The organism is Nocardioides pantholopis (assembly GCF_003710085.1).
Lineage (GTDB): Bacteria > Actinomycetota > Actinomycetes > Propionibacteriales > Nocardioidaceae > Nocardioides > Nocardioides pantholopis.
In genome coordinates this window covers 901,889-922,919 of sequence record NZ_CP033324.1, presented here as the reverse complement: position 1 = coordinate 922,919, position 21,031 = coordinate 901,889, and the positions used below count along the sequence as shown (strand labels likewise).

20 protein-coding genes are annotated in these 21,031 nt (G+C 73.6%); 3 read left to right on the top strand and 17 right to left on the bottom strand.

Annotated elements, in window-relative coordinates:
* Position 1: 1 nt before the first annotated feature.
* Genes EBO35_RS04330 through EBO35_RS04315 form a run of 4 tightly spaced genes read right to left on the bottom strand, consistent with a single transcriptional unit; the run spans position 2 to position 3,793 of the window.
* Positions 2-1,759, bottom strand: coding sequence for a VanW family protein (locus tag EBO35_RS04330; protein ID WP_122816629.1), 1,758 nt, complete (start codon positions 1,757-1,759; stop codon positions 2-4).
* A 9-nt stretch (positions 1,760-1,768) separates the two neighbouring features.
* Positions 1,769-2,137 (bottom strand): hypothetical protein, encoded by a 369-nt coding sequence (locus EBO35_RS04325; protein WP_122816628.1) that lies wholly within the window; start codon positions 2,135-2,137, stop codon positions 1,769-1,771.
* 2 nt (positions 2,138-2,139) lie between these two features.
* Positions 2,140-3,072, bottom strand: a complete 933-nt coding sequence (mshB, locus tag EBO35_RS04320; protein ID WP_122816627.1) for an N-acetyl-1-D-myo-inositol-2-amino-2-deoxy-alpha-D-glucopyranoside deacetylase — start codon at positions 3,070-3,072, stop codon at positions 2,140-2,142.
* A gap of 10 nt (positions 3,073-3,082) precedes the next feature.
* Positions 3,083-3,793: a (deoxy)nucleoside triphosphate pyrophosphohydrolase gene (locus EBO35_RS04315; protein ID WP_241153858.1), complete on the bottom strand. Its 711-nt coding sequence runs from the start codon at positions 3,791-3,793 to the stop codon at positions 3,083-3,085.
* A 38-nt stretch (positions 3,794-3,831) separates the two neighbouring features.
* Here EBO35_RS04315 and EBO35_RS04310 point away from each other — a divergent pair, with 38 nt between their 5' ends.
* Positions 3,832-4,866, top strand: coding sequence for a hypothetical protein (locus EBO35_RS04310; protein ID WP_164477802.1), 1,035 nt, complete (start codon positions 3,832-3,834; stop codon positions 4,864-4,866).
* A 72-nt stretch (positions 4,867-4,938) separates the two neighbouring features.
* On the opposite strand, the gene EBO35_RS04305 is transcribed toward EBO35_RS04310, so the two are convergent.
* A complete protein-coding gene (locus EBO35_RS04305) occupies positions 4,939-5,757 on the bottom strand; it encodes a thioesterase family protein (protein WP_122816625.1) in 819 nt (272 codons plus the stop codon).
* Between the two features lie 141 nt (positions 5,758-5,898).
* On the opposite strand from EBO35_RS04305, the gene EBO35_RS04300 reads away from it, so the two are divergent.
* Positions 5,899-7,254, top strand: a complete 1,356-nt coding sequence (locus tag EBO35_RS04300) for an SLC13 family permease (protein ID WP_206422662.1) — start codon at positions 5,899-5,901, stop codon at positions 7,252-7,254.
* Here the strand turns inward: EBO35_RS04300 and EBO35_RS04295 are convergent.
* From EBO35_RS04295 to EBO35_RS04280, 4 genes are all read right to left on the bottom strand, one after another.
* Positions 7,251-7,916, bottom strand: coding sequence for an HAD-IA family hydrolase (locus EBO35_RS04295; RefSeq protein WP_122816623.1), 666 nt, complete (start codon positions 7,914-7,916; stop codon positions 7,251-7,253). The two genes, EBO35_RS04300 and EBO35_RS04295, sit on opposite strands and share 4 nt — an antisense overlap.
* A gap of 10 nt (positions 7,917-7,926) precedes the next feature.
* Complete coding sequence (locus tag EBO35_RS04290; RefSeq protein WP_122816622.1) at positions 7,927-9,636, bottom strand: FAD-binding dehydrogenase; 1,710 nt, start codon at positions 9,634-9,636, stop codon at positions 7,927-7,929.
* Positions 9,637-9,716: 80 nt separating this feature from the next.
* A complete protein-coding gene (locus EBO35_RS04285; protein ID WP_122816621.1) occupies positions 9,717-11,180 on the bottom strand; it encodes a PAS domain-containing sensor histidine kinase in 1,464 nt (487 codons plus the stop codon).
* A gap of 123 nt (positions 11,181-11,303) precedes the next feature.
* Positions 11,304-11,942, bottom strand: a complete 639-nt coding sequence (locus tag EBO35_RS04280) for a TetR/AcrR family transcriptional regulator (RefSeq protein WP_122816620.1) — start codon at positions 11,940-11,942, stop codon at positions 11,304-11,306.
* A gap of 65 nt (positions 11,943-12,007) precedes the next feature.
* On the opposite strand from EBO35_RS04280, the gene EBO35_RS04275 reads away from it, so the two are divergent.
* Positions 12,008-13,345 (top strand): FAD-dependent oxidoreductase, encoded by a 1,338-nt coding sequence (locus EBO35_RS04275; protein WP_122816619.1) that lies wholly within the window; start codon positions 12,008-12,010, stop codon positions 13,343-13,345.
* Here the strand turns inward: EBO35_RS04275 and EBO35_RS04270 are convergent.
* The 8 genes from EBO35_RS04270 to EBO35_RS04235 all read right to left on the bottom strand — a co-directional run bounded on the left by EBO35_RS04270 (position 13,333) and on the right by EBO35_RS04235 (position 20,659).
* Positions 13,333-14,532, bottom strand: coding sequence for an endonuclease/exonuclease/phosphatase family protein (locus EBO35_RS04270; protein WP_122816618.1), 1,200 nt, complete (start codon positions 14,530-14,532; stop codon positions 13,333-13,335). The genes EBO35_RS04275 and EBO35_RS04270 overlap by 13 nt on opposite strands.
* A 113-nt stretch (positions 14,533-14,645) precedes the next feature.
* Complete coding sequence (locus EBO35_RS04265) at positions 14,646-15,215, bottom strand: GNAT family N-acetyltransferase (RefSeq protein WP_122816617.1); 570 nt, start codon at positions 15,213-15,215, stop codon at positions 14,646-14,648.
* A gap of 27 nt (positions 15,216-15,242) precedes the next feature.
* Complete coding sequence (locus EBO35_RS04260) at positions 15,243-16,028, bottom strand: GNAT family N-acetyltransferase (protein WP_122816616.1); 786 nt, start codon at positions 16,026-16,028, stop codon at positions 15,243-15,245.
* Positions 16,029-16,067: 39 nt separating this feature from the next.
* The gene (locus tag EBO35_RS04255; RefSeq protein ID WP_122816615.1) at positions 16,068-17,087 is read right to left on the bottom strand and encodes a zinc-dependent alcohol dehydrogenase family protein; all 1,020 of its coding nucleotides are present in this window, start codon (positions 17,085-17,087) and stop codon (positions 16,068-16,070) included.
* A gap of 109 nt (positions 17,088-17,196) precedes the next feature.
* Positions 17,197-17,973, bottom strand: a complete 777-nt coding sequence (locus tag EBO35_RS04250) for an SDR family oxidoreductase (RefSeq protein WP_122816614.1) — start codon at positions 17,971-17,973, stop codon at positions 17,197-17,199.
* 136 nt (positions 17,974-18,109) lie between these two features.
* A complete protein-coding gene (locus tag EBO35_RS20350; protein WP_164477801.1) occupies positions 18,110-18,532 on the bottom strand; it encodes a VOC family protein in 423 nt (140 codons plus the stop codon).
* Between the two features lie 9 nt (positions 18,533-18,541).
* Positions 18,542-19,210, bottom strand: a complete 669-nt coding sequence (locus EBO35_RS04240; protein WP_122816613.1) for a hypothetical protein — start codon at positions 19,208-19,210, stop codon at positions 18,542-18,544.
* Between the two features lie 189 nt (positions 19,211-19,399).
* Positions 19,400-20,659 carry an HNH endonuclease signature motif containing protein gene (locus EBO35_RS04235; RefSeq protein WP_122816612.1) on the bottom strand — a complete coding sequence of 420 codons (1,260 nt, stop codon included), beginning with the start codon at positions 20,657-20,659 and terminating at the stop codon, positions 19,400-19,402.
* Between the last annotated feature and the right edge of the window lie 372 nt (positions 20,660-21,031).

The window sequence follows — 21,031 nt, the reverse complement described above, 5'->3', positions numbered from 1 at the left end:
CTCAGCCTCGGCCGCGTCGGGGACTCGGAGCCTGCGGCGGCTTGCAGACGATCGTGTCGGAGGGGATGTAGGTCGTGTGGAACTTCTCGGTGCGCACCACCCGGTCCTCGCCGACCGGGGTGAAGAACCGCTTCACGTCGACGTCGAACCCCTGGTAGCCGGTGTTCGGCAGGCAGCTGTCGGTGCGCAGCACCTGGGTCGCCGGAGCGGTGTAGTTGTAGCGCTGCGAGGTCGTGGTGGTGATCTTCCAGACCTTCGTCGACCACATCCGCACCGTCACCACGCCCTGGGACCGGCCGGCGCTCTTGGCGACCTTGGCGTCGATGAGGATGCCGTGGTCGGTGTCGTTGCGGAAGCGCAGGTCGACGGCGCCCCAGGCCACGGTGGCCTCCCGGCCGACCGGGTAGCGGTCGATGTAGACCGAGTGCGGCTTGTGCTCGACGTCCTCGAGGCCCGCGAAGAACGCGGCGTTGAACAGCGTCGTGGCCATCTGCGAGACCCCGCCGCCGAGGTCCTCCTTGAAGATCCCGTTGCTGATGATCGTGCCGGTGGTGAAGCCGTTCTCGGCCGTCCGCTCGCCGACCGTGTCGTTGAGCGAGAAGGTCTCCCCCGGCTTCAGCACGGTGCCGTCGATCAGCTCGGCGGCCCGCCCGATGTTGGTGTCGCGGTAGGACGCGGGCGGGTAGTAGGTCGTGAACTTCGAGACCTGCTCCTTGATGCCCAGCGCGCGGGCGTCCTCGGTGGTGAACTCGGGCTCCGCGACGCTCGCCTCGATCTCCGTGCGCCGCTCGCCCTCGGGGGCGGTGACCAGGCCGAGGAAGCTGGCGGTGATGCTCGCCGGGTCGTAGGTCACGCCGGGCTTCGCCGGTACGACGCGCGGCTTGTTGCCGCGCAGCTCCACGGTGGCGTCCACCGGCGCGTCCTCCTTGCCGACCGCACCAGCGACCAGCGCGCCGAGGGCCTTCTCGTCGACCGCGCCCACCAGGACGCCGTCCTCCGCCTTCATCCGGAGGGTGGGGCCGAACTGGCGCGGCGCGAGCTCGACCGGGGACTTGCCGAAGACCAGCGTGACCGGCGCCGACATCGCCGGGTTCGCGAACTCGTCGAGCGCCCGCTGGACGTCCGCGTCGTCGATGTCGGGCTCGGTGGTGTGCAGCTCCAGGGTGGCGACCGGCTCGGGGTCGAGGTACGCCGCGACCAGCGCCGCCTCGGCCTCGGCCGGGTCCACCTGCTCGCCGGCGCGCGGCTCGACGATCTCGACCTTGCCGTCCTCGAAGCGCAGGTCGCCGTCACGCGGCGGCGTCCCGACCTCGCCGGTCAGCCGATCCAGCAGCTCGGCCATCGCGCCGGGGTCGACGTCGACCACCGGGTCCAGGTCGTCGCCGCCGGTGTAGTGGTCCCACAGGTCGGCCGGGTTCCAGCCCCGGCCGCCACCGGCGGCCCGGACCGAGCCGGCGTAGTCGACGCTGAGGCCGGCCTCCTGGGGCGAGACCTGCTCCTCGCCGCCGTCGACGCGGACGGTGATCGGGTCGGCGACCCGCTCGGCGAGCTCGTCCTCGAGGGTGCGCCGCGCCTCGTCGGGGGTCTGCCCGCCGATGTCGACACCCGCGATCGTGGTTCCGTGGGGCACCTCGTCGCCGGCGAAGGCGTACGCCGCGGCCCAGCCGCCACCCACCAGCAGCACCAGGGCGAGCACCACGAACCAGACGACGCGTCCGCCGGCCTTCTCGCGAACGGGGGGCGCCTCGGTCTTCGTCACCGGGACATCTTAGGGAGAACCCGGCTGTTCTCCGGCCTCGCCGGGCCGCGGGAGCGTCACGAGCGCGGCCACGACCAGCAGCAGGGCCGCCACCAGCAGCGTGTACCCGGGCACATTGCCGCCCACCGCGTAGTCGCCCTCGCCCCGCGGGACCACCAGGTAGCCCAGCATCGCCGCCCACCCCACGGCGTACGCCACCCGGCAGCGCCCGGGGGGCAGCGCGACCGCGGCCGCGACCGTGGCGGCCAGACCGAGCGCGAGCCCCCACCAGCGGCCGTGCACGGCCACGGTGGCCAGCGCGGTGGCGAGGCCCAGGACCAGCGCCAGCAGCGGCACGAGCACCCGCCCCGCGGAGCGGAGCGCCGGGGCGGGGTCCACGCCTACAGGCCGGCGAACAGGTCGGTCTCGAGCCCGTTCTCGTCCAGCTCGCCGCGCCGGCCCTTCGCGATCCGGTAGAACTCCAGCGCCCACGCGGTCTGGCCGACGTTGTTGCTCAGCGCGAAGAAGGGGCCGTCGGTGGTGATCTGCGTGGCGTGGGCGGCCAGCGCCGCCATCTTCGCCTCGGACTGCTCGGCTCCGTCGACGACGGCGGAGAGCTGCTCGTCGGGGGTGACGAAGTGCGGCAGCGGGCCGTCGGGGTCCATGCCCTCGAAGCTGGTCTCGTCGCCGGCGTCCCGCAGCGCGCGCAGCCCCTCGCGCATCCGGCTCTCGGACATCGCGTTCCAGTAGATCTTGGCGATCTCCCAGGGCTCCCCGAGGTCGAGGCGGTAGGAGGGGACCGCGGCCAGCTGGGCGGCGTACATCGCGACGCGGTGGGCCTGGATGTGGTCGGGGTGGCCGTAGCCGCCGAACTCGTCGTAGGTGACCAGCACCTGCGGACGCACCTCGCGGATGATCTCCACCAGCGCGTTGGCGGCCTCGGTCAGGTCGGCGGCCCAGAACGCGTTCTCGTGGAGGTCGTCGGCGGCGACCGCATGGCCGTCCTCGTGCCACTTCATCCCGGAGTCGCGGTAGCGACCGAAGCCGCCGAGGTAGCGGTGGTCGGTGACCCCGAGCGCCTTCATCGCGTCGGCGAGCTCGCCGCGCCGGTGCTCGCCGAGTCGGTCCTCCCGGTCGGCGCCGAGGTGCTCGAGGTCGGGGACGAGGATCTCGCCCATCTCGCCGCCGGTGCAGGTCACCAGCGTGACTCCGCGGCCCTCCGCGACGTAGCGGGCCATCGTCGCGCCGTTGCCGATCGACTCGTCGTCGGGGTGGGCGTGGACGAGCAGGAGGCGCTGGTCGGGAGACTGATCGGCAGGGGGCGCAGCGGTCATGGGCTCGATCCTAGGGACGGTGGAGGCGGCGGGGCTCCGTCGGGAGCTCCAGGGGGTCGTGCCTGGTCGAACCACCCGCCGGGTCCTGGTGTTCCCGGTCCAGCCAGCCGTCGTGCTCGTCGACCAGCAGCTCGAGCACCGGCTCGGGGGCGTCGCTGAGCACCGCCCACGGGTGGTCCTCGTCGTCGTCCTCCCCGGCCAGCCGCTCCCGGACCAGCTCGGCGTCGTACCCGTCGGCGCGCAGTCGGGCCAGGACCGCGCGGGCGTCGTCCTCCTCGAACAGGATCGCGCGCAGGCCGGTGCCGGCCGGGCGGTCCCGCAGCAGCGCGGCGAGCTCGGTGAGGAACGGCCGGTCCGGCTCCAGCCAGTCGACCGCGTCGGGGTGGGCGGGGTCGAGCTCGTCGGGCCCCAGCCAGCGCAGGGCGTCGTGCTCGCCCGGCGCGGGCTCGACACCGGTCAGCCGCGCCGTCGCGACCCGGAGCACGTGGGCGCTGCCGATGGGCACGGCCCCCGCGAGCCACCCGGTCACCTCGATGCCGCAGCCGAGCTCCTCGGCGATCTCGCGCTCCACGGCGTCGTCGGGCCGCTCCCCCGGCTCGACCTTGCCGCCGGGGAGCTCCCAGCGCCCGGCGAGCTCCGGGGGCGCCGTACGCCGGGTCGCGAGCACCCGGCCGTTCTGCATGATCGCCGCGGCCACCACGGTCCTTGTTGCAGCCTCCACGAGGTCCGAGGGTAGTGCCGGGTGGATACCGTGCCCCCATGGGCGGAACTCCAGCCGGCGTGCGCCTGAGCCGCACCGCCGAGAACGCCGCGCAGATCGACGCGCTGGCCCGGGCGGTCGGCGGCCGGGTCGCGCTGCCGACGCTGCTCGGCGACCTGAACCGGCGGGCCCGGCGCGGCTGGGCCCCCGGGCTGGCGGTCCGGCGGGCCCTGACCTGGGACGCCGCCGACCGCCGCGACCTCGGTTGGTGGCCGCAGGGCATCACCTCCTCGGCCGAGGCCGGCCGGAGCGACGTGCCCCCGCTGCTGCTGGTCAGCTGGTACTCCAAGCGGCAGGAGGGCGCCCGGATCTCGGTCCTCGACCTCGACACCCGCCGCTACCGGCACGTGCTGCTCATGCAGCCGACCCTCGAGGACGGCGTCCCCGGCGTGGCCCCGCTGAGCGTGCACGCCGGCGGGATCGTCTGGGACGGCGAGCATCTGCACGTCGCGGCGACCGGGCGGGGCTTCCACACCTGCCGGATCGACGACCTGCTCCGGGTGCCCGACGGCAGCCCGCTGGCGGCCTCCGGCTACCGCTACCTGCTGCCGGTGCGCTACTCCTACCGCGCGGTTCCGGAGGAGGGGGCCGACGAGGGGGTGGAGCGGCTGCGCTTCTCGTTCCTGTCCCTGGACCGCGAGACCTCGCCGCCGGCGCTGGTCGTCGGCGAGTACGGCAACCGGAGCCAGACCCGCCGGCTCGCGCGGTTCGCCGTCGACCCGGAGACGCAGACGCTGGGCGTCGACCCGGACGGGTTCTCCCGGCCCGACCTCGCCGCCGAGGCGCTGCCGCCGCGCAGCCAGGGCGTCGTGGTCGCCGCGGGCAGGCACTACGTGACCACCTCGCACGGGCCCACCACGCCCGGCTCCGTGCATGTGGGCGGGCCGGGGGCGCTGCGCCGGTTCCGGTGGGCCGCCCCGATGGGCCCCGAGGACCTCACCTGGTGGCCCGAGACCGACCTGCTGTGGTCGGTCACCGAGCACCCGCACAAGCGCTGGATCTACGCGATGCCCCGCACCTGGTTCGACCGCTGAGGACCTCGGTGGTCGAGCCGCGAGGAGCGCCAGCGACGAGCGCGTCGAGACCCCGACGGGCGCGGCCGGGCCTCAGCCCTGCCGGGGCGCCAGCGCGAGCTGACGGCTCTGGGCGACCAGGCGACCGGCGGAGTCCCAGACCTCGGCGTCCTCCTCGAACAGCCCGCCCGCCAGCACCCGGCTGCGGTGGCAGACCTTCAGCCAGCCCGGAGCCGGGCGCGCCCGCACGTGGGCGGTCAGCTCGAGGGTGGGCGCCCAGCCGGGCAGCCCGAGGTCGAAGGTCACCGGCGGCAGCGCGTCGACGACCAGGAGCAGCGCGAGCGGGTCGGGCTCGCGGTCGGGCAGCCGGAACCAGGCGCTGAGCACGCCGTTGCGGCTGGGCCGACCGACCGTCCAGCCGACCTGGTCGGGGTGGAAGAGCATCTCGAAGCGGTCCATCAGCGGCGCGACGGCCCGCAGCTCCGGCGGCGCGAGGGTGTTGGGCACGCACTGCTCGCGCGGCGGCAGGTCCGGCTCGGTCGCGGTCACCCGCTCGGGGCCGCTGAGCCGGCCGAGGTCGCCGCAGGTCACGAGCGCCGTGATCCGGGGGGCGCCGTCCTGGCTCAGGTCGGCCGCGACCGTCGCGGTCGTGCCGCCCTCGCGGCGTACGTCGACCTCGATGGCCGCCGGCCCCGCGACGGAGGCCGAGACGTAGTGGGCGCTGATCGCGAGCGGGTCCGGCTTGTCCGGCACCGCAGCGCGCACCGCGGTCCCGATCGTGGCCAGCAGATAGCCGCCGTTGAGGCCGCCGCCGACCTCCCAGCCCGACGCCAGCTCCGCGGCGTACCGTCCCGGGCCGTCGGGGCGGACGGCGGTGTGGGTGTCGAACTCGGACGACGTCGTAGCAGGCACGACGCGACGATATCGACCCCGGGTCCCGCGGCGGACCCCGCGCGGACCGAGACCCCGGTCACTTTGACAGGCCAGCGCACGGCCGGATTGGGTATGCGACGGCCGCCACACCGGTGCGCCTCTTCCCAGAACGGAATCTCGGTGTCACACGAACTGATCTCCCTCGCCGTCTTGGCGGTCGTCTTCCTCGTCGCCACGATCCGCGGCGTGAACATGGGTGCGCTCGCGCTCGTCGCGGCGTACGTCGTCGGCCTGACCGTCTACGACCTCGAGGTCGACGACATCCTGGCCGGCTTCCCCAGCGAGCTCTTCGTGATCCTGGTGGGCGTCACCTACCTGTTCGCGCTCGCCAAGAACAACGGCACCGTCGACTGGATCGTGCACGGGGCGGTCCGGGCCGTCGGCGGCCGCGTGGCGCTGGTCCCGTGGGCGATGTTCCTGGTCTGCGCCGCGGTCACCGCGATCGGTGCTGTCAGCCCGGCCGCGGTCGCGATCGTGGCCCCGGTCGCCATGGGCTTCGCCATGCGCTACCAGATCCACCCGGTGATGATGGGCATGATGGTCGTGCAGGGCGCGACCGCCGGCAGCTTCTCCCCCATCGGCATCTTCGGCAGCATCACCAACGGCGTCGTCGACGGCAACGACCTGCCGGGCAACCAGCTCTTCCTGTTCTGCTCCACGTTCCTGGCGGCCACCCTGATCGCGGTGATCACCTACCTCACGCTCGGCGGCCGGCAGCTGATCGCCCGCGGGCGCGAGGACGTCCAGGTCGGCGAGATGGCCGCCGAGGCGGAGGCCGTGAGCCGGCAGGCCACCCACGCGCGCACCCCCGGCACCCCGCACTCCGCGGTCGAGGCCACCCGCACCGTCGGCGCGGACGACGCCGAGGACGACGTCACCAGCCTCAACCCGCAGCGCATCGTCACCCTGCTCGGCCTGCTCGCGCTGATGGTCGGCGCCCTCGGCTTCGACCTCGACGTCGGCTTCACCGCGCTCACGATCGCGGTCGTGCTGACCCTGGTCTTCCCGACGTCCGCCAAGGGCGCTGTCGAGAAGATCAGCTGGGGCACCGTGCTGCTCATCGGCGGCATCGTCACCTACGTCAACCTGCTGCAGAACCAGGGCGTCGTCGACTGGCTCGGCGACCGGGTCGCCGAGGTCGGGGCACCGCTGGTCGCGGCGCTGCTGATCTGCCTGATCGGCGCCGTGGTCTCCGCGTTCGCCTCCACCACCGGGATCATCGGCGCGCTGATCCCGCTCGCCGTGCCGTTCCTGCTCACCGACCAGGTCAACGCGATCGCGCTGATCGCCGCGCTGGCGATCTCCAGCTCGGTCGTCGACTGCAGCCCGTTCTCCACGAACGGCGCCCTGGTCGTCGCGAACTCCGAGCCCGCCGACCGGGAGATGGTCTTCAAGCGGCTCATGCAGTGGGGCATGACGATCGTCGTGGTCGCCCCGATCGTGGTCTGGGGCCTGATGGTCGTGCCGACCGCCTAGAGCTCCTCCAGCACCGCCAGCAGGTCCGCGGCGTCCTCGATCTCGAGCGGCGGCCGCGGACCTGCTGCGTCCAGGACGTGTCCGGGCCGCACCAGCCGCACCGTCGCCAGCCCGGCCTCCAGCGCCCCCCGGACGTCGCGGCCGGAGGCGGCGACGTGCACGAGCGGCTCCGGCGCGACCGCCCGGGCCGCCGCGCGGTAGATCTCCGGGTCCGGCTTGTAGGCGCCCAGCCGCTGCGAGGTCAGCACCAGCTCCGGGTCCACGAGCGCGTGCGCGCGGGTCCGGCGCGCCAGCGGGTCATCGACGTTCGAGAGCAGGCCGACGCGGTGCCGCTCCGCCACGGCCCGCACCGCCGGGGCGACGTCGGGCCACAGCGGCCAGTCGGCCACCGAGTCCTCGAGGGCGGCCAGGTCCGCGCCGGCCCGGTCGACCGGTAGCCCGAGCTCGGCGTACGCCGCGGTGAGCGCGCGCAGCGACACCTCGTGGAAGGTCTCCGGGGCCCGGGCGGTGCGCTGGAGCGCCTTGTTGTGCCGGTCCCAGCGGTCGTAGGCCTGCTCGCCGGTGAGGTCCCACCCGTGCCGGGCGGCGAGGTCGGCGAAGAACGCGGAGCCGCCGCGGCGGCTGTCGGTCAGCGCGCTGAACAGGTCGAAGGTGACGATCATCGGTGGCTCCTCAGACGTCCTGCGCGGCGGCCCGGCCGGCGGCGCGCCCGGAGAACAGGCAGCCGCCGAGGAAGGTGCCCTCGAGCGCGTTGTAGCCCATCATCCCGCCGCCGCCGAAGCCGCTGACCTCGCCCGCGGCGTACAGGCCGGGGAACGGGGTGCCGTCCGCGCGCAGGCAGCGCCCGCCGAGGTCGGTCTCGAGCCCGCCGAGGGTCTTGCGGGAGAGGATGTGCAGGCGCACGGCGATCAGTGGCCCGGCCTTCGGGTCCAGGATCCGGTGCGGGGTGGCGACCCGGATCAGCTTGTCGCCCAGGTAGTTGCGGGCGCCGCGCATCGCGGTGATCTGGGCGTCCTTGGTGTAGGCGTTGTCGATCTCGCGGTCGCGCTGCTCGATCAGCGTGCGCAGCGCGGACTCCTCGATCAGCTCGGCGCCGTCGGGTCCGGGGTCGCCGACCTTGTTCATGCCGACGACCAGCTCGCTGAGCGTGTCCGCGACGACGAAGTCCTCGCCGTGCTGCTTGAACGCCTCGACCGGTCCGGGAGCGCCCTTCTTGAGCCGGGACAGCAGGAGCGGGAGGTCGCGGCCGGTCAGGTCCGGGTTCTGCTCGGAGCCGGAGAGCGCGAACTCCTTCTCGATGATCCTCTGGGTGAGCACGAACCAGGAGTAGTCGTGGCCGGTCTGCCGCAGGTGGCGCAGGGTCCCGAGGGTGTCGAAGCCGGGGAAGTACGGCGCGGGCAGCCGCCTGCCGGTCGCGTCCAGCCACAGCGAGGAGGGCCCCGGCAGGATCCGGATGCCGTGGTTCTCCCAGACCGGGTCCCAGTTGCGGATGCCCTCGACGTAGTGCCACATCCGGTCGGGGTTGATGACGTTCGCGCCGGCGTCGTCGGCGATCTGCAGCATCCGGCCGTCGACGTGGGCCGGGACTCCGCTGATCATCCGCCGCGGCGGCTCGCCGAGCCGGGCCGGCCAGGCCTTGCGGACCAGGTCGTGGTTGGCCCCGATGCCGCCGCTGGTGACCACGACGGCCGAGGCGCGGACCTCGAAGCCGCCGACCTCGGTGCGGCTGCTCGGCCGTCCCCGCGCGACGTCGCTGGGCTCGAGCACCGCACCGTGCACGCCGACCGCTGTGCCGTCCTCGACGACCAGGCCGTCGACCCGGTGCCGGAAGGCGAGCCGGATCCGTCCCGCCTCGGCGTGCGCGCGCACCCGACGCTCGAACGGCTCGACCAGGCCGGGCCCGGTCCCCCAGGTGATGTGGAAGCGCGGCACCGAGTTGCCGTGGCCGTCGGCGCGGCCGTCGCCGCGCTCGGCCCAGCCGACGATCGGGAACAGCCGGTGGCCGTGGTCGCGCAGCCAGGCCCGCTTCTCGCCGGCCGCGAAGTCGACGTACGCCTCGGCCCACGCGCGCGGCCAGCGGTCCTCGTCCCGGTCGAACTGCGCGCTCCCCAGCCAGTCCTGCCACGCGAGCTCGCGGGAGTCGCGGACCCGCATCCGGCGCTGCTCCGGACTGTCGACGAGGAAGAGGCCGCCGAAGCTCCAGAACGCCTGGCCGCCCAGGGACTGCTCGGGCTCCTGGTCGAGCAGGATCACGGACCGGCCGGCGTCGGCCGCCTCGGCCGCGGCGACCAGCCCCGCGAGGCCGGCTCCGACGACCACGATGTCGGCGGCGTGGGTGGTGCCGGTGCGGCTGGCAGGGGCGGAGCTGTCTGCGGGATGCACGGCGGCGATCCTCGCACGGCCGGGGTGGCCGGGCCCGCGCTGCACGATCAGCTGGCGATCAGCGGGCGATCAGCTGGTGATCAGCCGGCGTGCAGCGCGGCCGGCTCGCGCTCAAGCTGGGAGCCCGGGGCGTCGACGAGGGCCAGCGGCAGCTCCACGGAGAAGGTGCTGCCCTCCCCCGGCTCGCTGACGACGTCCACCGTGCCGTCCATCAGCTCGGCGAGCTGCTTGCTGATGGCCAGACCCAGCCCGGTCCCGCCGTACTTGCGGGTGATCGACGCATCGGCCTGGCTGAAGGAGTCGAACAGGTTCGCCATCTGGTCCTCGGTGATCCCGATGCCGGTGTCCTCGACCCGGAACACCACCCGGGTCACGGCGTCGTCCTGCTCGAGCACCTCGACGAGGACCGAGACGGCGCCGGCATCGGTGAACTTCAGGGCGTTCCCGACCAGGTTCGCGAGCACCTGGCGGATCCGCTCCCCGTCCCCGAGGACCACCGCTGGCAGCCGCTCCGCGAACGCGAGCCGCAGCGCGATGCCCTTGCGGTCGGCCTCGCCCCGGAACGGGTCGAGGCAGTCGCGGACCAGCGCCCGCAGGTCGACCTCGGTGCGCTCCATCCGGATCTGGCCGGCCTCGATGCGGGAGAAGTCCAGGATGTCGTCGACGAGCCGCAGCAGCCGCTGCCCGTTGCGCGTCATCATGTCGAGGAACCGGCGCTGGCCGGGCTCGGCGTCGCCCTCGGCCATCAGCTCGGTGATCGCCATGATCGTGGTCAGCGGCGTGCGGATCTCGTGGCTCATGTTCGCCAGGAACAGCGACTTCGCCTCGCTGGCCTCCTCCGCACGGCGACGGGTCCGCGCCAGCTCGCGCTGCATCAGGTTCCGCGCGGTCACGTCCTCGGCGATGCCGTAGACGCCGACCACCTCGTCGTCGACGACCATCGGCATGCCGGTGATGCTCAGCTCGACCCGGGACCCGTCGCTGCGCTGGATGGTCGCGTCCACGTGCTCGGCGCTGCGCTCCAGCACCCGGAGGAACCCCTCGGCGACCGGCTCCACGCTCTCGGGCACCAGCAGCGCGGCGAACCCGGACAGCGCGCGCAGCTCGTCGCCCGTGCGGCCCGTCAGCTCCTGTGCAGCGGCGTTGAGGGTCAGGAACCGGCCGTCCAGCCCGAGGGAGAAGACAGCGCTGGGGTGGTAGTCGAACAGCGACCGGTAGCGCTCGTTGGCGACCACGACCCGGCGCTCGGCGAGCTCGAGGTTGGAGGCCTCGGCGCGGGCCTGCCAGTAGCGGCGCCACGAGAACCAGCCCAGCCCGAGCACGCTCAGCACCAGCACGATCATCAGGTCGTCGGCGCGGTAGTGCTCGTGGCGCGCGGACCAGTCGTCGAAGCGCGCGGCGAGGTCCGCCCACTGGGCCAGCAGGGAGCCGCCGACCACGAACACGGCGGCGCCACCGAGGTCCCACCACCACGTGCGGTAGCGCGTCAGGGCCTGCCGGACCCGGGCCGGGCGCGGACTTCTCCGGCGGGCGACGTCGATCATGGCGGCAGCAGTCTCTCGGTGGTCGGGCGCCCGGTTCCGGTGCCGGGTGCAGAGCACTGATCGGCACCTGAGGACCACACCTGAGCGAACCTGCAGGCGGGTTTCGGACCGCCGTCCGGTCGCTCAGGCCTCCGGGACCGACCCGAGGTGCCGGACCAGGCCGGCGAGCGCGTCGCACCACACCGGGGCGAGGTCGGCCGCGCGCAGCATCGGCCAGAAGCCCGGGCCGTCCGGCGGCCGCCGGGAGGCGAGCTCGGCGGCGGCCAGCCCGTGGCACAGGCTGTGGAAGGCGAGCACGCACTGCTCGTCGGACCGGTCAGGGTGGACCAGGCCCGCGGCCCTGGCGCGCTGGACCCGGCCGCGCAGCGCCTCGTAGCTGCCCAGCGCGGCACGGGCCACCCGTTCCTGGCGCAGCACCTCAGCGGAGACCTGCTCGAAGGTCAGCCGGAACAGCTCGGGCTGTTCCAGGGCGAAGCACCGGAACGCCTCGGCCCCGGCCTGGACCAGGTCGCGGCCGGCGTCCTCGGTCAGCGGCAGGTCGCCGACCCGCGCGGTCAGGCTGCGGTATCCGCGCTCGGCGAGCGCGTCGACCAGCGCCTGCTTCGAGCCGAAGACCGCGTAGACGGCCCGGAAGCTGGTCCCGGACCTCGCAGCGACAGCCCGCACCGAGACCCCGGAGATCCCGGACTCGCGCAGCAGCGCTCCGGCCGCGTCGAGCAGGGCCTCGGCGGTCGCGTCGTCGTGGATCCGAGGCCTGGCCATCTTGACAGGCTAACGGTACGGCGTAACGTTACAACGCAACGAAACTCGGAACGAGGGAGGCCGTCATGGCCACCAACACTCCCCTGGACCGCATCGTGGTCATCGGCGGCAGCATCGCGGGTCTGGCCGCTGCGGCCACCGCGGCGGGCCGGGCCCGCGAGGTTCTCGTGGTCGAACGACGCGAGCCGCCCGCCACCGGCAGCATCGCTCCCCAGGGACACCTGCCCCACGTCATGCTCGCCGCCGGGTCCCGGGTCCTGGAGCAGCTCTTCGCGGGATTCGCGCAGGACCTCCTCGACCGCGGCGCCAGCTCCGGCGGGGCCGACCCGGTGCGGCTCCCCTGCCACTGGGTGGCCAGCGGATCGACCCGGACCCACCTGCAGCTGCGCGACCTGGGGTTCCCCCGTGCGCTGTGCAGCCGCTCGCTCGTGGAGTCCCGGCTGCGGGCCGCCACGCTCGCGCTCCCCGGCGTCCGCTCCGTGCGCGCCAGCGTCGAGGGGCTGGCCCTCGAATCCGGGCGGGCCCGCGGGGCGGGCGTCGCGGGCGTGCGGCTGCGTGGGGTGGTCGACCCCCTGGACGCCGACCTGGTCATCGACGCCAGCGGCCGCGGTAGCCACACCGAGCGCTGGCTGCCGTGCCCGCCGCCCGCCACGGAGGTCGTCGTGGACCTGCGCTACACGGCGTACGTCGTGGAGCGGCACGCGGGCGACCTCGACGGCGCGGCGTTCGCGATCATCCAGAACACCCGGGACCTCCCGCGCCTGGGTGTCGCTCTGCCGATGGAGGGCCAGCGCTGGCAGGTCGTGCTCGGCGGCTACTTCGGCACGGCCGCACCCCGGGACGGGGACGGCGCCCGCAGCTTCGCCCGCACCCTGGCGGATCCCGTGCTGGCCACGCTGCTGAGCCGTCCCGCCCTGGAGGAACCGGCCGGCTACTCGTTCCGGTCGAGCCGGCGGCGGCACTGGGACCGGCTCGGTGAGCATCCGCGGAACCTCTGCGTCCTGGGCGACGCGGCCGCCAGCTTCAACCCGGTCTACGGGCAGGGCATGAGCGCCGCCCTGCTCCAGGCCGAGGCACTGGGCCGGGTCCTCGACCGGGCGGGGACCGGCCCGGAGCTGGCGGGCGACCTGGCCCGGGAGGTGGCATCGGTCGTGGACGGACCCTGGCTGATCGCCACCGGCGCCGACTTCGTCTATCCGGCGACCCGCGGCCGCCGGCCACCCGGGAACCGGCTGGTCAACCGGTACGTCGACCGGGTCACCCGGGCGGCGGCCGTGGACGATCACAGCAACGCCGCGCTCACCGACGTGCAGCAGCTGACCGCCCCGCCGGCCAGCCTGTTCCGGCCCGGCGTGCTCACCCGCACCCTGCGACACGGAGCCCGGCCGCCTCAGCGCGGGTGATGGTGCCGATGCCGGGGGTCCCCCGCCCGAAGCTGCAGCCCGGCGACCACGCCCGCGTGGTCCGACGCCCAGCGGGGCGGCGGGTCGGCGATCGGCCGTGCGCCGACGACCACTGCCCAGCGGGCCCGCCGGATGCCGCGGGTCAGCACCAGGTCGATGCGGGTCCGCAGGGTCGAGGTCGGGTTGCTGAGCGCCCCACCCTGGCAGCAGGTGAACCCGGGACGGGTGCGGTTGATCCACCACGCGTCGTCGAACCAGCGTCGGGTCAGGTCCGCGTAGGTGCTGGTCGTGGAGCTCGCCCGGTCCGCGGGCGAGTTGAAGTCCCCGACCGCGACCAGCTGGCGCCGGGTCCGGGCCGGGCCGGCCAGCAGCTCGCGCGCCTGGGCCTCCTGCACGGCGGCGAACCCGGCGACCTCGAGGTGGGTGTTGAGGAACCGGAACCGGGCGCCCCGCAGGCTGCCGTCCACGTGGACCCAGCCGCGGCCGAAGTCGAGCGTGGCACCGCCCGCGTCCGGGATCGGGACCGACTGCTGGGCGGCGTACCGGCCGGTGACCGGCGGCCCGAGCCGCAGCCCCGGGGTCCGGGTGTTCTCGAGGATCACGTCCCGGTCCTGGAGCGAGACCACGCAGTCGGCGGAGGTCGGCGAGCTGACCGTCCGGCAGCCGAAACCGGGCGCGACGAGCGGCACCGGCCCGATGTCGGCGTTGTCGGAGACCCCGGCCACCCGGTAGGACAGGCCCCGCTCGGCGAGCTCGGAGAGCAGCAGCGCCAGGAAGTCGTACGACGGCGGGCTCGCGCCCGCGGCCACCGGGACCGCCGTCCACCTGCTGACCTCCTGGAGCCCGACCAGGTCCGGCCGGGTGGCCGCGATCGTGTCGGCGACCGCCGCGAGGCGGCGCGGCGGGTCGCTGGCGACGGCGGTGCCGTAGATCTGCGCGGTGGCGGCGACGAACTCCACGCCGGTCGTCGCGTCCAGCGCGGGGTCGAGCGAGGACCCGAGGTAGAGGTTCTGGGTCAGCACCTCCAGCGTCGGCCCGTGCTTCGAGCCGTGCTTCGAGCCGGCGTGCCCCGGTGGCCGGCCGCCGGGGTGCTCGGCCCCCACGGGCGGCGCGACCAGCAGCGCGGCGACCAGGGCGCCGAGGGCGGGCAGGACCAGCAGGCGGGACGGGAAGGACCTGGAGGGCATGGCGCGTCCGATCGGGACCGGGACGGTCGCCGTCGACCGTCGGTGCCGACACTCTGCGCCGCCGGGCCCGGGTGTGCATCCCCCATCTGCGCCTCGGGGGCGGGAGGCGGAGCTCAGCGCCGCATCAGCACCCGCGGGAACCCGCCCGCGACCGAGCCGGTGTCGGCCACCTTGGTGAACCCGGCCCGCTCGAAGAGGCCCCGGGTCCCGACGAACGCCATCGTCAGGTCGACCTTCGCGCCGGCGTTGTCGACCGGGTAGCCCTCGACCGCCGGGGCGCCGCGGTCCACGGCATAGGCGGTCGCGCCCTCGAGCAGCGGCAGGGAGTAGCCCCGGCCGCGCCGTCCGGGGCGCACCCGCAGGCACCACACCGACCAGACCGGCAGGTCGTCGACCTGGGGGAACCGGGGCGACCGCTCGAAGGGCAGCCCCGCGCGCGGGGCGACCGCCGCCCAGCCGACGACCTCGTCGCCGTCGTAGGCGAGGACGCCGGGCGCCACGTCACGGGCGCAGAGGTCCCGGACGTACTCGCCCCGGGCGGGGCCCGCCAGCTCGCGGTTGGTGCGCGAGTCCAGCCGATGGCTCAGGCACCAGCACACGTTCGCGTCCGGCCGCTTCGGGCCGATCATCGTCGCGACGTCGTCGAAGCGGCCCAGCGTGGCGGGCTGGACCGTGATGCTCACCGGCCCAGCGTAGGCAGGGCGGTGGACTCAGAGCCGGATCCGGTACGGCGTGGTCGTCGAGACCCGGACCATCCCGGAGCGCTCGAGGATCGGGCGCGAGTCCTCGGTGCAGTCGCTGTGCAGCAGGGTCCGCCCCCGGGCGAGCGCCGACCGGGACCGGACAGCGGTGAGCGCCCGGTAGATCCCCCGCCCCCGCCACCCCGGCAGCGTGGCGCCACCCCACAGCCCCGCGAACGCACTGTGCTCGACCACCTCGAGCCGGCCCGCGGCGACCACCGCCCCCGCCGCCTCGGCGACCCAGAGCTCGGTCGTGTCGGCCTCCCGGAGGCGGCGCAGCAGCCCCTCCACGGTGTCCCCGGACACCTCTGGGCCGAAGACCTCGTCCTGCATCGCGCACATCGCCCGGACGTCCGCCTCGTCGCTCACCCGGCGCAGTGCCACCCCGGCCGGCGGCTCCGCGTCGACCGCGAGCCGTCGGGTCTCGCCGACCATCACCGACTCCGGCTCGCCCGGCTCGAACCCGTGGGTCACCAGCGCCTCGTGCAGCCCGGGTGCGTGGTCGTGGCCGCGCGTCTTCCACTCCAGGTCGCGTACGACGCCGTGGCGCCGGTAGTGCGCCAGGGTCTCCCCGACCCACGCCCGGACCTGCTCGGCGTCCGCGCCGTCGAGGTCCCGGTAGCTGACGTGGCCGCGAGCGCCGTCGAAGGTGCCGAGGTGCAGCGGCCCCAGTCGGGTGAGCGCTGTCGCGCCCGCCATCTCGGCGTCGGTCCGGAGCTGGCTGTCGTAGTCCGCGAGCAGGGGTGCCTGGGTCACTCCGCCATTCTCCGCGATCCCGCGCCGAGCCGGTCCGCGCTACAGCGTGAGCAGGACCTTGATCGCGCGCCGCTCGTCCATCGCGCGGTATCCCTCGGCCGCCTGCTCCAGAGGCAGGGTCAGGTCGAAGACCCGGCCCGGGTCGATCTCGCGATCCCAGACCAGCCGGAGCAGGTCCGGGAGGTAGCGCCGCACCGGGGCGGGCCCGCCGAGGGTGTGGATGCCGGCGAAGAAGAGCTCGAGCCCGGGGATCATCACCTCGTGGTCCACCCCGACGAACCCGAGGTGCCCACCGGCGCGGGTGGCGCCGACGGCCTGCATGAAGGACTCCTGGGTGCCGACGGCCTCCACGACTGAATGCGCGCCGAGGCCGTCGGTGAGCTCCTTGATCCGGGCGACGCCGTCGGCCCCGCGCTCGGCCACCACGTCGGTCGCGCCGTAGGAGCGGGCGAGCTCCTGCCGGTCGGGGTGACGGGACATCGCGATCACCCGCTCCGCCCCGAGCTGCCTGGCGGCGAGGACTGCCATCAGCCCGACCGCCCCGTCCCCGACGACCGCGACCGTCCGGCCCGGTCCGGCCTGGGCGGCGTCGGCCGCGAACCAGCCGGTGCCGAGGACGTCGGAGGCCGCGAGCAGCGACGGGACGAGGTCCTCCTCCGGAGGCCCGGGGGTGGCGACGAGGGTGCCGTCCGCGTAGGGGATCCGGGCCCGGTCGGCCTGGGTGCCGATCTGGGCGACGAACTCGGCGTGCACGCAGTGGGACTGGAACCCGGCGCGGCAGAGCTCGCAGGCGTTGCAGGAGATGACGAAGGACCCGACCACGAAGTCGCCGACCCGGACAGTCCGCACCTCGGTGCCGACCTCCTCCACGACCCCGACGTACTCGTGGCCCATCACCTGGTGGTCGGCCGGTTCGACGCCGCGGTAGGGCCACAGGTCCGACCCGCAGATGCAGGTCGCGCTCAGCCGGATCACCGCGTCGGTCGGCTCGACGATCCGGGGCTCCGCGCGCTCCTCCACCCGCACGTCGCCCGCGGTGTGCATCACCACTCCACGCATCGGCTCCCCCGGCTCCCGCCCGACTCCGGCACAGTCGCCCGCCGTGAGCGGGCCGTCCGGGCCGGTACCCCGCGGGCCGGACGGCAGGCGCGCCGTCCGGCCCGGTGCCTCAGAAGTGCGAGGCGGGCCGCAGCGTGGCCTCGGCGCCGCCGTCGACGTAGATCACCTGGCCCGTCACATGGGTGATCTCGGGCGAGAGCAGGAACCCGATGACCCGGGCGATGTCCTCGGGGGCGGAGTAGCCGTGCAGCGGCATCGGCACGGCGGAGTCCATGACCTGCTTCATCTTCGGGTCCTTGACCAGGTTGGCGGTCATCGGGGAGAGGACGACCCCCGGCGAGACCACGTTGATCGGGATCCCGGCGTCGGCCCACCCCGGCGCCACCGCCGTACGCCGCGCCCACTGGGCGACCGCCGACTTCGACGACGGGTAGAGCTGCTGCGGGCGGCCGTCGGCGATCGCGGCCTCGGTCAGCCGGGCGGCCTCCTCGGCGTCGCCGGCGAGCAGCGCGTCGACCAGCGCCTGGTCGACCGGCTGGGTCGCAGAGATCGATCCGACCAGGACGACGCGGGGCGCCGGCGCGGCGGCGAGCGCGTCCCGCAGCCCGCTGACGAGCTCGGTGGTGCCGAAGTAGTTGACCGGCGGCAGGGCCGGCGACGGGTTCGAGAGCCCCGCACAGGTCACGACGCCGTCGACCACGCCACCCGAGGCGTCGAGGATCTCGGCCACGGCCTGGGCCCGGCCGGCCGCGGTGCCGAGGTCGGCGGAGACCTCGGTCCCCTTCAGGTCGACGCCGAGGACGCGGTCACCGCGCTCCTCCATCAGCTGGCGGACGGCTGCGCCGATGCCGGAGGCGGCGCCGGTGATGACGATGAGACGGGACATGGGTGCTCCTCGAGAAAGCAGGGTCAGGGATGGGCGCCGCCGTCGACATGCACGGCCGGCACCGGAGGGGTACCCCGTGTCCTCGCCAGGCGGCGCGGGCGATGACGCCGGCGACCGGCCGGAAGGTCGCCAGGGGCTAACTCTCTGGCGTGAACGGCGTGATGCAGAACGGATGACCAGCCGGGTCCAGCAGCACCGTCCATCGCCCATCGGGCTGGTCCGCAGCCATCGAGGCTCCTAGTCCGAGAGCCCGCTCCACGGCAGCAGAGTTGGCGTCGCCGGACCGCCCGGCACTCAGGTCGAGGTGCACCAGGGAGGAGCCGGGCCACCGCGGAGGGCGGTAGCCGTCAACCCGCTGAGCCACGAGCGTCACACCAGGGGTGCGCACTGCGGCGCTAGCTGGCGAGCTCCACAACAGTTCGCCGCCGAGCAAGGACACGTAGAACTGAGCGAGTGCGTCCGGGTCCCCGCAGTCCAGTGACACGGCGACGAACCTCAGTGGTCCGTCACCAGAGTCAGCGCCATCGCGGTCGAGGCTGCTGCCGTCGGCCTCCGTCATGAACGAACGCTATCCACGTTCCGCCTCGCCCGACCATGCCGGATCCGCTCGGTCCTGCCGATGTGCGGAAGGTCGTGGGCGATTGATTCCTGACGACGATTGGTACCAGATGTACGGCCGCTCGTCGCCGGGAAGAGCGAGACAGACCTTCCGTAGGCTCAGCCGGTCGAGCGCCGCGCAAGAGGACCGCTCTGCCGGTAGGACGCGAAAGTGGTGCTCGGCCAGCGGCCACTCGTCGATGATCCATTCGTTCACGGTCTCGACCACGATCTCGGCCAGGTCGGTGTTCTGTTGATCCTGGCGGAGCCAGAAAGTGACCATCGCAGAGTCGAATGGAGTTTTGTCGACGAGATGTCGGGGTGCCTCTGCACGTGAGAGGTATTCGCGCAGAGGATTAAAGTACAAGCATCCGAGCGCTTCGGCCCCCGATGGGGCGATGAGCACGAACGCGAACGAGCGGCGGCTCTTGTGGTCGGCCTCGTGCTGCGCGACGAGCTCAAGGTCCTCAGAGAAGGTGAACCCTTGTACAGGCCATCGGCCATCGCTGTGCACTCGGATGACGTCCGGGCTCGCCATATACGACGCGTAGTCCAAGGCGGCTGTGTCCATGGTGAGCGGAGTCAAGACGAAGCGCTCATGGCGAAGCCCCGATGGAACAACAGCGTCGTCGTCTAGCATCGATTCCTCTTCGGTTCTGGAGTAAGTGCAGGTTATCGGGCAAGCAGGACACGTCCGGATCTAGCTCGTTGAGGGCGGCTACGCTCGCCCGACCATGCCCGGATTCCGCGCACGGACGCGCGATCGGACTGACTGTCACCCTGCAACCGCATGGCCCCTCATGGGCGGATCCCGGCCGCTGTGGGCGACTCACCGCCGCCGGGCGAAGCGGACGTCGCCGTTGGGCATGCGGTCGTGGAGATAGCGGTCGTCGTGGACCAGATGGTGGTGCCGGGAGCAGAGCAGGATCCCGTTCGCGAGGTCGGTCCGCCCGCCGAGGAGCCAGGGCTGCCAATGATGTGCCTCGCACCAGGTCGCGGGGATCGAGCATCCGTCGGCACGGCACTCCCGGTCCCGCAGGGCGAGGGCCTTGCGCTGGGCGGGCGTGAACAGCCGCGCCGTGTGGCCGAGGTCGAGCGGCACCGACCGGGTCCCCAGGACGGCCGGGACGAGGTTCGCGGTGCACGCCATCCGACGCGCTTCGCCGGCGGTGATCCGGGACCCGTCGGCCAGGGTCGCGGTCCCGAGGCCGCTGGTCAGGGCGGCGAGGTCCATCGTGATCATCATCGTCGTGGCATCCCCGCCGTGCAGCGGCAGCCGGGCCGGGTCGAGGGTCTCCAGCAGCGAGCAGAACGCCTCACCCATGCGCCGGTCGTACGGAACGGCCTCTCCGTCCGTCGAGCAGCGACCGTCTGCCCGGCGCGGGCTCGTGAACGCCTCCAAGGAAGTCTTCAGCCGCAGCGCAGCCGCCTCCGGCACCCGCGCCTTGATCAGCGCGGTCCCGTCGCCGAGGTGCTGGATGCGCAGCAACGTACGCCGACGGGCGCGGCGCTCGGCGTCGGCCAGCTGCCGGCCCTCCAGCTCCTCGGCCAGCTCCGGCGCGACGGCCTCCAGGATCCGCTCCCCCAGCCGCCGGAGCTCCCGCGGCCCGAAGTGCGCCGCCTGCTCGACCAGGTGCTGCTCGGCGCGGGCCAGGACCTGTCCCCACTCCTCGGCACCGATGTCCACCAGCGCTGCGGCCGAGGCCAGGTCGTCGAGCGCGCCCGCGATCACGTGGCCCTGGTCCACGTTCACCTGCCCGGCGACCAGCGCCCCACCTAACCGGTGCCAGCGCTGGTCGCACGCGACCCCGAGGCGCTGGAGGCGGCGCGTGGTCACCAGGGAGTCGTGACTGCGGTGGGCGACCCAGGCTGCGACATCGCGGGAACCCTCGGCCTCGGCCACGCCGCCGGCGGCCGCCATCAGCATCGCCTCCATCGCCTGCACCTGCGTCGACAGCCGCCGCATGGCGAGCACCGCCCGGCGCTGGTCGCTCACCGGCAGGAACGCCGGCTCCAGCTCGACGATCTGCTCCAGGGCAGCCGCCGCGGTGTCGACACCCGCCAGATAGGGGTGGGTCACCTCGGTCATCGCAGCCCCCGAATGTCAGAGGTGTGGCAGCCATTGCCACTAACCCAATCGTACGTGTGTTCGAATTGGATGCATAGGGTTCGGGCCACGTTTATTAAAGCTGTGGACGAATTCCACAGCCCAAGACACGTCGGCACATTTATCGACATGCAGACCTGGCAGACTCCGGTGCGTGGTTGCTGCCGACCGACCTTTCCGGACCACCATCGGCGGGTGTCAGCTGGTCCGTGAGAGCCTCGTCGCCGAGGGCTGCGACCTTTCCCTGCGCTTTCGCTCATCGGGCCCCGGCGCGTCGATCCGATTCCCGAAGGACCACGTCGCGGTGTTTCCGGACGGCGCCACCGAGAAGCTGACGAGCCTGGGCGGCTACGG

Bases quoted from the DNA above. Each gene is read 5' to 3' on its own strand.
- mshB (WP_122816627.1), bottom strand. From the start codon at position 3,072: ATGACCGCTGCGCCCCCTGCCGATCAGTCTCCCGACCAGCGCCTCCTG.
- EBO35_RS04295 (WP_122816623.1), bottom strand. From the start codon at position 7,916: ATGATCGTCACCTTCGACCTGTTCAGCGCGCTGACCGACAGCCGCCGC.
- EBO35_RS04250 (WP_122816614.1), bottom strand. From the start codon at position 17,973: ATGTCCCGTCTCATCGTCATCACCGGCGCCGCCTCCGGCATCGGCGCA.
- EBO35_RS04280 (WP_122816620.1), bottom strand. From the start codon at position 11,942: ATGGCCAGGCCTCGGATCCACGACGACGCGACCGCCGAGGCCCTGCTC.
- EBO35_RS04310 (WP_164477802.1), top strand. From the start codon at position 3,832: ATGGGCGGAACTCCAGCCGGCGTGCGCCTGAGCCGCACCGCCGAGAAC.
- EBO35_RS04240 (WP_122816613.1), bottom strand. From the start codon at position 19,210: ATGCTAGACGACGACGCTGTTGTTCCATCGGGGCTTCGCCATGAGCGC.
- EBO35_RS04270 (WP_122816618.1), bottom strand. From the start codon at position 14,532: ATGCCCTCCAGGTCCTTCCCGTCCCGCCTGCTGGTCCTGCCCGCCCTC.
- EBO35_RS04275 (WP_122816619.1), top strand. From the start codon at position 12,008: ATGGCCACCAACACTCCCCTGGACCGCATCGTGGTCATCGGCGGCAGC.
- EBO35_RS20350 (WP_164477801.1), bottom strand. From the start codon at position 18,532: ATGACGGAGGCCGACGGCAGCAGCCTCGACCGCGATGGCGCTGACTCT.
- EBO35_RS04285 (WP_122816621.1), bottom strand. From the start codon at position 11,180: ATGATCGACGTCGCCCGCCGGAGAAGTCCGCGCCCGGCCCGGGTCCGG.
- EBO35_RS04255 (WP_122816615.1), bottom strand. From the start codon at position 17,087: ATGCGTGGAGTGGTGATGCACACCGCGGGCGACGTGCGGGTGGAGGAG.
- EBO35_RS04235 (WP_122816612.1), bottom strand. From the start codon at position 20,659: ATGACCGAGGTGACCCACCCCTATCTGGCGGGTGTCGACACCGCGGCG.